This is a genomic window from Streptomyces sp. NPDC014991, from assembly GCF_043080665.1.
Classification (GTDB): domain Bacteria; phylum Actinomycetota; class Actinomycetes; order Streptomycetales; family Streptomycetaceae; genus Streptomyces.
The window spans coordinates 82,717-97,051 of record NZ_JBIBVY010000016.1 but is presented as its reverse complement, the minus strand read 5'-3'; the positions used below and the strand labels follow the sequence as shown (position 1 = coordinate 97,051).

The window sequence follows — 14,335 nt, the reverse complement described above, 5'->3', positions numbered from 1 at the left end:
AGACCATGACGGTTCCACCCGACGTACGGCAGCACTGCCGGCAGGCCCGGACGAGCGCCCGCACGGACGGCCTGGTCCCCGCGCTGACCCTCCTGCTCCGGGCCCTGTCCCCGAAAATCCCGCCCCGCGGCCCACGCGGCCACGCGATCCTGCCGAAGGAACTCCTCGCGGAGTTCGCGGCGGAGGAAGCGGAAGCGGCAGCGGCGGCGCGCGCCGACCGGACCCGCCACACCGCGGATGCGGGGCACGCCGGGGATGCGGGGCACGGCGGGGATGCGGGGCACGGCGGACACCCGGGACCTGCCGAGGACGTGCGGCACGCCGCGGGCGCGGAGTCCGCCGGGCAGCCGGAGTCCGCCGAGGGCGACGACACGGCGAACGCCCCCGGCACGCCGCCGCAGGAAGACGTCACCGGTGTCACGAGTACCGTGCGCGCCGACCAGGGCGAGGGCACCGTCCCGGCCGGTGGCGCCACCCGCGTCGACGGCGTGACCGGTGCCGCCCGTGCCCCGCGCGTCACCCGCGTCGAGCCCGTCGGGCTTCTTCCCGGGCTCGCCCTGCTGCGGCCGGAAGCCGGCCGGGGCGGCGTGCCGGGTGAGGGGGCGGGGCCCGAGTGGGGGTGGGCCGTGGCCTGGTTGCGGCTCGGGATGTCGGAGCGGTTGCGGGACGCCTGCCTGGCCCATCTCGCGTCCCGGCACGCCGACGGCGCCTCGCTGCTGATGCAGCAGATGGTGAAGGGCACGCTGGCCGAGGTGCTGCTGGAGCACCTGGAGATCGAGGGCGTCCTCGACGACCTCACCGCCGGCCGGACCGGGCCGCTCGGCCCGCTGCGGCCCGCGGACGACCGTCATCTGGCCGGACTCCAGGAGCAGATCACCCGGGCCGACCGCACGCTGCTGCGGCTGCTCGGCGCCCACGGTTTCACCGCGGACGGTCCGGGCGCCGGCGCGCACGCCTCCGAACTGCTCGCCGACGCCTACGGCCCGGCGGTCCCCCGCACCGGACGGGAGGACGCGTGATCACCCTGCCCGCCTCGCTGGCCACGGCCCACCGGGTGGTGCGTCACTGGGCCGACGACCTCCGGCAGGGCGCCCTGGAGCTGGACCGGGACCCGGACGCCATCCACCGTTACCTGGACCTGCCCGCCGTACGGTTCCTCGCCGGGCACGAGGTGCCGCCCGACTGGGACCGGGCGGGCCCGGCGCCCGGCAGCGGGCCCGCGCACGGGCTGGCCACCCTGGAGCGGGTGCTGGTGAGCGAGGAACTGGCCCGCGGTGACGCCGGGATGATGCTGGCCTCGCCGGGCCCGTCGATGTGCGGGGTGCTGCTCGGCGTGCTGGGCGGCCCGGAGCAGCGGGAGTGGGTGCACGGCCGGCTCGCCGAGCGGCCCCGCTGGACCTGCTTCGCGCTGACCGAACCGGAACGGGGCTCGGCCATCGGGGAGATGACGAGCACGCTCACCCCGGTGGGTGACGGCTCCTACGTCCTGGACGGCGAGAAGCGCTACGTCGGCAACGCCGCCCGGGCCGACCTCGGTGCCGTGTTCGCCCGGGTCGCCGGCACCGAGCGGCTCGGCGTGCTGGCGGTGCTCGTGGACACCGCCGACCCCGGCTTCCACGCCGAGCCGCTGCCCACGGTGGGGCTGCGCGGCGCCCAGCTGACCCGGATCCGGCTGGACGGGGTGCGGGTGCCGGCCGAACGGGTGCTCGGTACGCATCTGCCGCCGACCCGCCGGGGCATGTGGAGCATCATCAGTGTCTTCAACCAGCTCCGGCCCAGTGTCGCCGCCATCGCCCTGGGTCTCGCCCGGGCCGCCCACGACTACGTCGGTGAGCACCGGCGGCTGCTGCGCGGGCCGGAACGGGAGGCGTACGAGGAGCTGGGCCGCCGGATCGACGCGGCCCGGGCGCTGACGTACCGGGCGGCCCTCGCCGTGGACCGCAGGCCGGCCGCCGGCCATCTGGCGTCGGCGGCGAAGGCCAGGGCCTGCGAGGTCGCCGAGGAGGTGACGCTGCGCGCGCCGGACTTCTTCGGGCCGGGTGCCCGGCTGGACCATCCGCTGCTCGACAAGTGGGCCCGTGACGCGCGGGGCGTGGAGTTCATGGAAGGCACCCGGAACATCCAGAAACTCAACCTGTTCCAGGGTTTGCACACGGGAAAGGTGGGCCGGAACTGACGACGCCGATTCGCGCGAGGGATGCCGACGAGGTGGAGATCTGGCGCATTCCGCTGGACTCCGGCGCGGAAGCGGATCCGGAGGGATATCCCGCGGAACTCGAGGACATCCTGGACGAAGACGAGAGGGAACGCGCACGGCGGGGCCGGGAGCCCGGAATGCGGCGGCGTTTCGTCGTCGCGCACGCCGCCGTGCGGATCGTTCTCGGGGCACGGCTGGGCCGTGATCCGGCATCGCTGTGCTTCACGCGCGGCCGCTGGGGCAAACCGCGGCTCGCGCACGCGCCCGGGCCGCACTTCAGCCTGTCGCACTCGGGTGAGCTGGCCCTGCTCGCCCTCGCGCCCCGGCCGGTGGGCGTGGATGTGGAGCGCTCCCGTGCCGGACTGGACACGATGCGCCTGGCCACACGGTTCTTCCCGGCCGAGGAGAGCGCCTGGGTGGCCCGGGACGGCCACCGTGCCTTCGCTCGGCTGTGGACCAGGAAGGAGGCGTGCGTGAAGGCGGCCGGCGGGCGCCTCACCCAGGGAATGGCGCTGCCCGTCGCCCGGGACGCGGGACAGAGCACCGTCCGGGATCCCACGGGGTGTCTCGCCGGGCCCTGGCGCGTGCAGGACGTACCGCTTCCCGGTCCGTACGCGGGGGCCGTCGCCCTTCTCGGCGACGGCCCCTTTTCCGTGTCCAGCCGGATGTGGTATCACATCCGGCCAGAAGAACCCGACTCCGTGTGGCACACGCTGGGTGTCAAGTAGAAGAAACTCCCCCCACATCGGAGTACTTGTACCCGTGATCGCGCTCCGGGCCGTCACTAGTTTTCTGTTCGCGAGGAGCGCGCCCATGCACCGGCCGGATGACGAAAGACCCGGCCCGTTTCCCGTGATCCGGGTATTTTTTTCGAGAAGGGGAGAGCAGACGTGGCAGGCAGGAACCTGATCACCAGGGCCGCCCGGTGGAGCGCCGTCCACCCGTGGTGGGCGATGACGCTCTGGGTGGTGTTCGTGCTCGGCGCCCTGACGGTGGGCGGCATGACGGGCACCCGGTCCGCCACCGACTCGGATCTCGCCATCGGGCAGTCGGGGCGGGCCGCGGCCCTGTCCCGCAGCGGCGGCCTGGAGAGCCGCGCGGTGGAGAACATCCTGGTCACCCCCTACCGGGGCGCGCTGGACCGGTCCGCCGCGAACCGGGCGCTGGACGAGGCCGTCAAGGCGGTGAAGGGTGTCGAGGGCGTCGCGGCCGTCGGCCGGCCCGTGCCCGCCCCCGACGGTTCGGCGCTCCTCGTGCCCGTGACCCTCGCGGGTGACCCGGAGACCGCGGACGCCCGGGTCGGGCCGCTGCTGCGGAAGGTGGCGGCGGTCCGGGACGCGCACACCGACGTACGCGTGGAGCTGGTCGGCGCCGGCTCCATCAAGGCCGGTCTGAACGACATGCTCGACCGGGACCTGAGCAAGGCCACGGTGCTGAGCCTGCCGGTGACGCTGCTCGTGATGGTCTTCGTGTTCGGGGCGATCGTCGCCGCGAGCGTCCCGGTGCTGCTCGGCATCTCCTCGGTGCTCGCCGGGCTGGGCCTGTGGGGTGTCGCCTCGCAGCTCGTGCCCGACCCCGGTCCGGTGACCCACATCATCGTCCTGATGGGCATGGCCATCGGCGTCGACTACTCGTTGTTCTATCTCAAACGCCAGCGCGAGGAACGGGCGTTGGGGGCGAACAACATCGACGCCATCGAGATAGCGGCCGCCACCTCCGGGCACTCGGTGATGATCTCGGGCCTGGTCGTGATGGCGTCCATGGGCGCCCTCTACCTCGCCGGGCACATAGCCTTCGAGTCGATGGCCACGGGCGCGGTGCTGGTGGTCGCCATCGCGATGCTCGCCTCGCTGACCGTGCTGCCGGCGATGCTCTCCAAGTTCGGCCGCTACCTGGACAGGCCGCGGGTGCCGCTGGTGTGGCGGCTCACCCAGAAGGGCGGCGTCAAGCCCCGGCTGTGGTCGGCGATGCTCAAGCCGTCCCTGCGGCATCCGGCCCTGGCACTGGTCCTCTCCGTCGGCGCCCTGCTCGCCCTCGCCGTACCCGCCCTCGGCCTGCGCCTGAAGGCGACCGGCATCGACGACCTGCCCCGGTCGATCCCCGCGATGCAGGCCAACGAGCGGCTGACGAGGTCCTTCCCGAGCCAGGCGGACACGCACATGGTCGCCGTCCGGGTGCCCGCGGGCCACGGCGGCGAACTGGCGCGGGGGGTCGACGCCCTCGTCAGCCGGGTGCGGCACGACGGCCTGTTCGTGCACACTCCGGCGCCCGAGGTGCGGACCTCGCGGGACGGGCGGGTCGCGACGATCGCCGTCGGCACCCGTTTCAACAGCAGTTCCCGGCAGGCCCAGGACTCCCTGTTCCGGCTGCGTGACGACATCGCCCCGGCCACGCTCGGCCGGATCGGGGGCGCTCGGTACGCGGTGGGCGGCAGCGACGTCGCGTACGACGTGGACTACCGGGCGAACGTCGTGGACAAGATGCCGTGGGTGCTGCTGGTGGCCCTCGTGTTCACCTTCCTGGTGATGGCGGCCGCCTTCCGGTCGCTGGTGCTCGCCGCGATCACCGTGGTGCTGAACGTGCTGTCCGCGGTGGCCTCCTTCGGACTGCTCGCGCTGATCTTCCAGCGGACCTGGGCGGAGAAGATCCTGGACTTCGAGTCCACCGGGCGGGTGGTGGCGTGGCTTCCGCTGCTGCTGTTCGTGATCCTGCTGGGCCTGTCGATGGACTACCACGTGTTCGTGATCAGCCGGATCCGGGAGGCGGCGCGCGGCGGGCTGAACATCAGGGAGGCGGTGGAGCAGGGCATCACCCGCACGGCCGGTGTCGTGACGAGCGCGGCGGTGGTGATGGTCTGTGTGTTCGGGCTGCTGGCCTCGCTGAGCTTCATCGAGATGAAACAGCTGGGCGTGGGCATGGCCTGCGCGGTGCTGCTGGACGCCACCCTCATCCGGATCGTCGTGCTGCCCTCGGTGGTCATGCTGCTGGGCTGGAAGACCTGGTGGCCCTCGCGCCTGGCCCACCAGGACGAGACCCGGCCGGTGTGTGTGCCGGCTCCGCTGGCGGAGGTGGCCGACGGTGTCGTGAGGGTGCGCGCCCGCCGCTGAACCCGGGGCGAGCGGGCCGTGTGCCCCGGGCTCCCGGCCGGCCGCACGTCCCGGGCCACCGGCTGGAGAACCCCCGGCGGACGACGTCGTCCCCCGTCCCCTCGCGTGATCGCTCCACGCGCCGCATGCCACCCGCGGACCCGTCGGTCCGCGGGTGGCATCTCGGGTCGATGTCCCGCATCGAGCACGCCGGCCCCCTCCGTCGAGCCGATCGGGTCGCCTCCGGGGAGCGCGTCGGTCCTCGCCGCGGGCCCGGCCCCCGGCCCTTTCACGTGTCACTTACACCCGCGGGCGGTGAATTCCAGCGAGAAAGGCCATTCTCTGCGACGGCGGTAGTGAGAGCGCTACACTCGGTCCCGCGTTCGACGGAATCAAGCCGACCGATGGTTTCCGGCGCGCGTTGACGGGGGAAGCGGGGCGATCACGGGGAGTGGCCCTATGCACGGTGACGACGGCCTGCCGTCGACTCGTTGGCAGTACCAGCTCACCCAGGTGGAGTTCCTCTCGGAGCGGGAGAGGCAGGTCTTCTCGCTGCTCGGGGCAGGCTTATCGAATCGCGCCATCGCGTCCAGGTTGCGGGTGACCGAACGTACGGTGAAGGCGCATGTCGCGAATATCCTGGCGAAGCTGAAAGTGGAATCCCGTCTTCAGGTGGGTCTCGTCGCCCAGGCCCATCTGCTCATGTACGAAGGTACAGTGCCTAACCGGCCAGATGTGACTGATAATTGATCAGTTCTGACTCCCAGATGTTTCCCTGTGCGGGCGCCGCGGCATAGCGCCGCCCTCTCACGGTTCCGTGGCCGCCCCGTAGGTCGCGAGGCGGGAGCTTGTGACCGGTTTTTATGAGTAGGGACGGGAATTTGGTGCACATCTCCATACTGGGTCCGCTGCTGATCGGGGACGGTCAAAAGACCATCGGTGTGCGGGCGAAGAAGATTCGCGTGATGCTGACCATGCTCGCGCTGAATCCGGGTCAAGTGGTGGCCTTCGACGAACTGATCGACGAACTCTGGGGCGAAGCCCCGCTGAAGAACACCCGCAACGCTCTTCAGGCGAATGTCCGCCGGATGCGGAAGTCGCTGGCGGAGCTGGGTTTCGCGGACGGTGAGGACGGGCTCATCCGCACCGTCGACAACGGCTACACGCTCGATGCCGCCGAGGACGCCCTGGACGCCTACCGCTTCCTGCGCCTGGCCGAGCGGGGCGCGAGCCTCGTCAGCCGGGAGCCGCACGAGGCCATCGGGGTGCTGCGGCGGTCCCTCGCCATGTGGCGCGGGCCCGCCCTGCTCGACGTGAGCGACGGACCGCGCTGCCGGGCCGTGGCCCTGCGGCTGGACGAACAGCGCAAAAGTGCACGGGAAGACCTGATCCAGGCGCAGCTCCAGGCCGGCGAGGCGGGGGTCGTCGTTGCCGAGCTGAAGCAGCTGCTGGCTCAGTATCCCGAACGTGAGCGGTTCAGCGAGCAGTTGATGATCGCGCTCTACCGGTGCGGACGCCAGTCCGAGGCCGTCGACATCTTCCACCGCACCCGCAAGTGGCTCGACGACGAGCTGGGACTCAAGCCGAGCCAGCGGCTGCACACCCTCTACCAGGCGATCCTGATGCAGGACCCGTCACTGCTGTGACGGGGTGAAGGACGGTGAAGCGCCGGCGGCCTCCCAGGGCCGCCGGCGCTTCGGTCGTGCCCGCGTTCACGCCTGGCGCAGGGCGCTGTCGGTGAGCGCGCCGATCCGCCGGACCGCCGCGCCGCCCAGCATCTCCTCGTGGCCGCAGGCGATGTCGTGCACGGTGAGCGGGCCGCCCAGGTGCGGTCGCCAGCGCGCGGCCAGTTCCGCGGTGGGCTCCGGCTGTCCGTGTGTGGCCACGAACAGCGTCAGCGGGCCCGTGAACCGGCCGGGGGTGAACGCCCGCGCGATGTCGGTGTGATGGCGCATCACCGTCATCAGCCGGTCGAGGTCCCCCGCCGCGATGGCCGTGCCCCGCGCGTGGTGGGCGAGGAAGGCGGACCGGATCTCCTCGTCGGTGGGGTCCGGGTCGCCGGGGGCCACCGGGAAGGCGTCGAGGGCCGCGAGGAACGCCACGCGCTCGCCCGCCGCCTCCAGCCGTACGGCCATCTCGTGCGCGACCAGCCCGCCGAACGACCAGCCCAGCAGGTGGTACGGCCCGTGCGGCTGCACCTGCCGGAGCCGCTCGACGTACACCGCCGCCAGCGAGGGCACGTCCGCCGGCCGGTCCCAGGTCCCCGGCTCCGCCGCGACGCCGTCGGACTGGAGCGCGTACACCGGCCGGCCGGGGTCGAGGTGCGCGGCCAGTTCCGCGAACGGCAGCCCGAAGCCGACCCCGCCGTGCACACAGAACAGCGGCGCGGCCGTCCCGTGCGGCCGGATCGCCAGCAGTGGCACGGTGGCCGGTGCCCGCGGCCCGGCCGTGGCCGAGGCCGCCGCCAGCGCCGCCGGCGTGCGGTGCGCGAAGACGTCGGCCAGGGCCAGGGTCAGCCCCGCCTTGGCGGCCCGGCTCACCACCTCCACCGAGCGCAGACTGTCCCCGCCCAGCGTGAAGAAGTCCCCGTCGGCGTCGACCTCGTCCAGGCCGAGCACCTCGCAGAACACCTCGGCGAGCGCCCGCTCGGCCGGGGTGCGCGGGGCGCGGCCCGCACCCGAGGGCGCCGGGGCACCGGGCGCGGGCAGGGCCCGCACGTCGAGCTTGCCGTTCGCGGTCAGCGGCAGCGCGGGCAGCGACACCAGCGCCGTGGGCACCATGTGCGCGGGCAGCGACTCGGCGAGATACGCCGTCAGCACGGGCACGTCCACGGCGGCCACCCCCGGTACGGGGACCACGTACCCGGTGAGCCGTCCGCCGCCGTCCGCCGGGGTCAGCACCACGGCGGCCTGCGCGATGACCGGGTGCCGGGTGAGTGCGGACTCGATCTCGCCCGGCTCGATGCGGAACCCCCGCAGCTTGATCTGCTGGTCGGCGCGGCCGGCGTAGTCCAGGGTGCCGTCCGCCCGCCACCGCACCAGGTCCCCGGTGCGGTACATGCGGGTGCCGGGCGGCCCGTAGGGGTCGGCGACGAACCTCTCGGCGGTGGTGGCCGGCCGTCCCCGGTAACCGTGCGCCAGACCGGCACCCGCGACGTACAGCTCGCCGGTGACCCCGTCCGGCACCGGCGCGAGGGCCGCGTCCAGGACGTACACCCGCACGTTGTCCAGGGGTCGTCCGATCGGTGGCCGGCCGCTGTCCGGGGTGAGCGGGGCGCTGAGGGTGGCGGCCACCGAGATCTCGGTCGGACCGTAGGCGTTGCGCAGCGTCACATGGCCGGCGGTGCGTTCCACGACGGCGGGCGGACAGGCCTCCCCGCCGACCACCAGGCACAGGCCGCCGGGCAGGGCGGCCGGATCCGGGAAGCGGCCGACGACGGTCGGCGGCAGGATCGCGTGGTCGATCCGCTGCTCGGCGAGCAGTGCGGCGAGCAGCGGCGCGGACAGCCGGCTCTCGGCGGTGGCCGGCACGAGGGTGCCGCCGGAGAACAGCGAGGCCGCGAGTTCCCACACGGTCGCGTCGAAGCTGAACGAGGCGAACTGGAGCACCCGCGTGCCCGGCCCGGTCCCCAGGTGCTCCCGGTGGTGGGCGACCAGGCCGGCCGCGCCCTCGTGCGGCACCGCCACCCCCTTGGGCCGGCCGGTCGAGCCGGAGGTGTAGATGACGTACGCGGTGTCCCGCGCCGACAGCGGCCGGCCCCGCTCGGCGTCGGTGAGGTCGGCACCGGACAGGGCGCCGGTGAGGTCCGCGGTGGCCGGGTCGTCCAGCACCACCCGTGCCAGGCCGTCCGGCACCCGGCCGGCGGCCTCCCGCGTGGTGAGGACGGTGGCCGGGCCCGCGTCGCCGAGCATGTACGCGATGCGCTCGGCCGGGTAGTCGGGGTCGATGGGCAGATAGGCCGCGCCGGTCTTCAGGACCGCCAGCAGGGCCGTGACCGTCAGCGGGGAGCGGGGCAGGACGAGGGCGACCACGGCACCCGGCCCGGCCCCGCGGCCGAGCAGCAGCCGGGCGAGCCGGTTGGCGTCCGCGTTCAGCCGCCCGTACGACACCTCGCCCGCACCGGGCACGTCGAGCGCCGCACGCTCCGGTGCCGCCGCCGCGTGGACCTCGAACAGCGCCGGGAGCGTACGGGCCGGGCGGGCCCGGACCGTGCCGTGCCGCCCGGCCACCAGGGTGCGGTGCTCCTGCGGGGTGAGCAGGGCGAGGGCGCTGAGCGGCGCGCCGGGCGCACGGGCCGCGTCGGCGAGCAGCACGGTCAGCGCGCCCGCGAGCCGGTCCGCCGTCGCCCGCGTGAACAGGTCCGCGCTGTACTCCAGGCGGACATCGAGCCCGGCCGGACGCCCGTCCGCGGTGACGCGCTCCGTCACCTCGAACGTCAGGTCGAACTTGGCCGTGTGCGAGGGCACCGGCTCCACGCCGGCCGTCAGCCCCGGCAGCGCGGGCAGCGACTCACCGCCCGGGGTGACGGACAGCACCACCTGCACCAGCGGGTGCCGGGCCAGCGACCGCTCCGGCTTCAGCTCGTCCACGAGATGCTCGAACGGCAGCTCCGCGTGCGCGTACGCGGTCAGGTCCGTCTCCCGGACCCGGCTCAGCAAAGCCGCGAACGACGGGTCGCCGGAGGTGTCGGTGCGCAGCACCAGCGTGTTGACGAAGCAGCCGACCAGATCGCGCACCGCGTGGTCGGTCCGCCCGGCGACCGGGCTGCCCAGCGGCAGGTCGGTGCCCGCGCCGAGCCGGGTCAGTACGGCCGCCAGACCCGCGTGGACCGCCATGAACAGGCTGGCACCGGCGTCCTGGGCCAGTTCGGCGAGCCGGGCGTGGGCACCGACGGGCACCGTACGGGTGACCGCGCCGCCGCGCTGCGAGGAGCGGGCCGGGCGGGGGAAGTCGGCGGGCAGCTCCAGCTCCTGCGGCATTCCCGCCAACGCCTGCGTCCAGTGGGCGAGTTCGGACGACAGCAGGCTGTCCGGGTCGTCCTTGGCGCCGAGCAGCTCACGCTGCCAGCGGGCGTGGTCGGCGTAGCGCACGGGCAGCGGCTCCAGCTCCGGTGCGCGGCCCGCCCGCCGGGCCGCGTAGGCGGCGGTGAGATCGCGGGCCAGCGGACCGAACGACCAGCCGTCCGCGGCGATGTGGTGCAGCGTCAGCGCGAGCACGTGCGTCTCGTCGCCGAGCGCGAACAGCCGCGCCCGCAGCGGCACCCGGGCGGACAGGTCGAACGGCTCGGCCGCCTCCGCCGCCAGCGCCACCGCCAGCGCCGCCTCGTCCGCCACCGGCACCACCTCCAGGACGGCGCCCGCACCGGCCGCCTCCTCGGCGGAGAGCACCAGCGGCGCCACCCCGGCGCCGGCCGTCACGAACAGTGTCCGCAGCGTCTCGTGCCGGGCGGCCACGTCCGCCACCGCCGCGCCCAGCGCACCGGTGTCCAGCGGACCGCAGAGCCGCACCGCCAGCGGGATGTTGTAGCCGGCCCCCGCGCCCATGCGGTCCAGGAACCACAGCCGCTCCTGCGCGTACGACAGCACCGGCACCGCCTCGCCGGGCGCCGTCGCACGCAGCACGGGCCGGGCCGCCCCCCGGACACCCTCCGGCGCCCTGGCGTCCGCCGCCCTGTCCGCCGTACCGTCCGCCGGTCCGGGCAGGGTGCGGGCCAGCGCCTCGGCGGAACGGGCGTCGAACAGGGCGCGCACCGGGACCTCCGCGCCCAGTTCGGCCCGCAGCCGGTTGGTGACGCGGATCGCCGACAGCGAGTGGCCGCCGAGCGCGAAGAAGTCGTCGTCGGCACCCACCCGGTCCACCCCGAGGACCTCGGCGAAGACGCCGCACAGCAGCTCCTCGCGCGGCCCGGCGGGCGGCCGGCCCGTGCCCGCCCGCCGCTCGGCCGGAGCGGGCAGCGCCTTGCGGTCCACCTTGCCGTTGGGGGTCAGCGGCAGCTCGTCCAGGAACACGTACACGGCGGGGACCATGTGCGTGGGCAGCACCGCGGACGCGCGCTCCCGCAGCCGGTCGCGGTCGGTCCCCGCCGGTACGACATAGGCGACCAGGCGGGTGTCCCCGTCCTGGTCGGTACGGGCGGCGACCACCGCCCGCTCGACGCCCGGCTGCGCGCCCAGCACGGACTCGATCTCACCCAGCTCGATCCGGTGCCCGCGGATCTTCACCTGGTGGTCGGTACGGCCGCCGTACTCCAGGGCCGTGCCGTCCGGCGACCAGCGCACCACGTCCCCGGTGCGGTACATCCGGGTGCCGGGCGGCCCGAACGGGTCCGCGACGAAACGTCCCGAGGTCAGACCCGGGCGGCCCAGATAGCCGCGGGCCAGCCCCGAACCGGCGATGTACAGCTCGCCGAAGCAGCCGTCGGGCACCGGACGCAGTGCCGCGTCCAGGACGTACACCCGGGTGTTGGCGACGGGCCGGCCGATCGGCGGCGGGCCGGCCGGTACGGCGGGCACGGGCGCCGCCGTCGACCAGATCGTCGTCTCCGTGGGGCCGTAGACGTTGGTCACCGACGCGCAGTGCGCGGCCATCGTACGGGCCAGCGGCTCCGGCAGCGCCTCCCCGCCGACCAGCGCACGCACTCCGGCGAGGACCGGCGCGTGGCCGGCGGTGAGCGCCTGCCACAGGCTCGGCGTGGCCTGGAGCAGCGTCGCACCGCAGGCCGACACCAGCGCGGCGAGGGCGGCGGGGTCCCGGACCGTCTCCCGGTCGGCGACGACCAGCTCGGCGCCCGCCGCCAGCGGCACGAACAGTTCCAGGTTGGCGATGTCGAAGCCGAACGTGGTCACCGCGAGGAACCGGTCCGCCGCCGTCACCGCACAGCGCCGGCCCATGTCCGCCACCAGGTTCACCAGCGCGCCGTGCGGGACGACGACCCCCTTCGGCCGGCCGGTCGAGCCGGAGGTGTGGATGACGTAGGCCGGGTGATCGGCACTCGGAGGAACGGGCACGGCCGGGGCCGGTGCGGGAGACGCGGTGACGGGTGGTGCCGCGGGGCGCGGCCGGGTGGCCTTGTCCAGGACCCACAGGTCTCCGGTGAGCGCCGGGCCCATCCCGTCGAGCAGGGGGCGGATCCGGCGGTGGGTGAGCGTGACCACGGGCGTGGCGTCCGCCAGCATGTTCCGCAGACGCTCGGCGGGGTGGTCGGGGTCCAGGGGGAGGTAGGCCGCGCCCGACTTCAGCACGGCCAGCGCCGCGACCACCAGGTCGGCGGACCGGTCCAGGGCGAGCGCCACCAGCCGCTCCGGGCCCGCTCCCGCCGCGGCCAGCTCCGCCGCCAGCCCGTCCGCCCGCTCGTGCAGCTCCCGGTACGTCAGCCGCTCGGCGCCGCAGGTCAGCGCCGGGGCATCGGGCGCTTGTGCCGCCCAGTGCGCCAGCAGCGGGGCCAGCCACGGCCCCGGCACCTCCGCGTCCGTGCGGTTGCGGGCCGCCACGACGCGAGCGGTCCCGTCGGCGTCCAGCAGGTCCAGCCGGCCGCACGGTTCGTCCGGCCGGCGCACCGTCTCCGCCAGCAGCCGTACGAGGCACCGCCCGACCCGGCGGGCCTCGGCCTCCGGGACCAGCGCGGGCACATGGTCGACGGCCAGCCCGAACGGCTCCCCGGGGAACACCGTCACGGTCAGCGGGTAGTGCGTGGCGGACCTGATGTCCACACCGGTCACCCGGGGGCCCGCCGCGGCCGGCTCGGGGCCCGGCCCGCCCATCGGATAGTTCTGGAACAGCAGCACCGTGTCGAACAGCTCCCCGCGCACCGCGGTCCGCTGCTGGATCTCCGCCAGCGGCAGATGCTCGTGCGCCAGCAGCTCGGTGCGGGCCCGCTGCACCCCGGCGAACAGCTCCGCCGGGGTCAGCCGGGGATCGACGTCGACGCGCACCGGCAGGGTGTTGGCGAACAGCCCCACCATCCGCTCGACGTCCGCCAGCCGGGCGGGCCGGCCGGAGGCGACCGTCCCGAACACCACGGTGTCCTGCCCGGTCAGCCGGGACAGCAGCAGCCCCCAGCAGCCCTGCACCACCGCGCTGACGGTCAGCCCCCGCGCACGCGCGAAGCGGACGAGGCCGGCGGCCACCTCGGACCCCACCTCGACCTCGATCCGCCGCGGCAGTGCGGCACCGCCGCTCACGTCCGGGACCGGGGCGTCGTCCTCCGCCACACCGCCGCCCGCGCCCCCGGCCGCCGCTGTCAGGCGGGTGGGTTCGGTCACTCCGGTCAGTGCGTGTCGCCAGGCCTCGCGGGCGGCCTCCCGGTCCTGTGTCCCCAGCCAGGCGAGGTACGCCTGGTACGGGGGGCCGGCCGGTCCCTGCGGTGCCGCTCCCGTGCGGAAGCCGGTGAAGAGCGCGGCCAGTTCGCGGGTCAGCGTCGCCATCGACCAGCCGTCCACGAGGATGTGGTGCACCGTCCACAACAGCCGGGCCCGTCCGTCGTCCGCCCGCAGCAGTGCGAAGCGGTGCAGCGGCGGCCGGGCCAGGTCGAAGCGGTGCGTCCGCTCCTCGCCGGCCACCCGGTCGAACTCGGCGACGGGCAGACGCAGTTCACGCCACGGCAGCTCCACGGTGCGGGGCAGCACCTGCACGGCCTCACCGCTCCTGCGGTGCCGGAAGCACGCCTTCAGGTTCGGGTACCGGTCGAGCAGCGCGCCCGCAGCGCCGCGCAGTGCCGCCGCGTCGGCGTCGGTCACGTCCGCGAGGTCGAGCACCAGTTGCAGCGCATAGACGTCCGTGGCGTCCCGGTCGTACGCGGAGAGGAACAGCAGACCCTGTTGCAGCGGCGACAGCGGGAGGACTTCACTGATGGCGGATTGCCGGTTCAAGCCGTGCTCCTCACGGAAGAGCGGGACGGGCGCGGGAACTTCCACGGCCCGCGCGATTCCAACCGGACGACGATTTCACGAGCACGCTGACGGACAACTGACCGTCAGCTGACGGTTCTTGCCGCGACGGACGGCACGGGTGCGCGTCAGCAAACCGTCAGTCCACGGTCAGCGCACGCCGACAG

General features: G+C 74.2%; 7 protein-coding genes. 6 read left to right on the top strand and 1 reads right to left on the bottom strand.

Features of this window, described 5'->3' with window-relative positions:
• Nucleotides 1–5 precede the first annotated feature (5 nt).
• From ACF1BE_RS24075 to ACF1BE_RS24050, 6 genes are all read left to right on the top strand, one after another.
• Nucleotides 6–1,019, top strand: a complete 1,014-nt coding sequence (locus ACF1BE_RS24075; RefSeq protein ID WP_392201082.1) for a hypothetical protein — start codon at nucleotides 6–8, stop codon at nucleotides 1,017–1,019.
• A complete protein-coding gene (locus ACF1BE_RS24070) occupies nucleotides 1,016–2,176 on the top strand; it encodes an acyl-CoA dehydrogenase family protein (protein ID WP_392201081.1) in 1,161 nt (386 codons plus the stop codon). Before ACF1BE_RS24075 ends, ACF1BE_RS24070 begins: the two co-directional genes overlap by 4 nt.
• Before the next feature lie 32 nt (nucleotides 2,177–2,208).
• The gene (locus tag ACF1BE_RS24065) at nucleotides 2,209–2,925 is read left to right on the top strand and encodes a 4'-phosphopantetheinyl transferase family protein (RefSeq protein ID WP_392201080.1); all 717 of its coding nucleotides are present in this window, start codon (nucleotides 2,209–2,211) and stop codon (nucleotides 2,923–2,925) included.
• Between the two features lie 162 nt (nucleotides 2,926–3,087).
• Complete coding sequence (locus ACF1BE_RS24060) at nucleotides 3,088–5,304, top strand: MMPL family transporter (protein ID WP_392201079.1); 2,217 nt, start codon at nucleotides 3,088–3,090, stop codon at nucleotides 5,302–5,304.
• 438 nt (nucleotides 5,305–5,742) lie between these two features.
• Nucleotides 5,743–6,033 carry a response regulator transcription factor gene (locus ACF1BE_RS24055; RefSeq protein WP_392201078.1) on the top strand — a complete coding sequence of 97 codons (291 nt, stop codon included), beginning with the start codon at nucleotides 5,743–5,745 and terminating at the stop codon, nucleotides 6,031–6,033.
• A 134-nt stretch (nucleotides 6,034–6,167) separates the two neighbouring features.
• The gene (locus ACF1BE_RS24050; protein ID WP_392201077.1) at nucleotides 6,168–6,929 is read left to right on the top strand and encodes a BTAD domain-containing putative transcriptional regulator; all 762 of its coding nucleotides are present in this window, start codon (nucleotides 6,168–6,170) and stop codon (nucleotides 6,927–6,929) included.
• Between the two features lie 66 nt (nucleotides 6,930–6,995).
• Here the strand turns inward: ACF1BE_RS24050 and ACF1BE_RS24045 are convergent, their stop codons facing one another.
• Nucleotides 6,996–14,150, bottom strand: a complete 7,155-nt coding sequence (locus ACF1BE_RS24045) for an amino acid adenylation domain-containing protein (protein WP_392201076.1) — start codon at nucleotides 14,148–14,150, stop codon at nucleotides 6,996–6,998.
• Between the last annotated feature and the right edge of the window lie 185 nt (nucleotides 14,151–14,335).

Excerpts from the sequence above, each read along its gene's own strand:
- ACF1BE_RS24055 (WP_392201078.1), top strand. The coding sequence starts at position 5,743 with ATGCACGGTGACGACGGCCTGCCGTCGACTCGTTGGCAGTACCAGCTC.
- ACF1BE_RS24075 (WP_392201082.1), top strand. The coding sequence starts at position 6 with ATGACGGTTCCACCCGACGTACGGCAGCACTGCCGGCAGGCCCGGACG.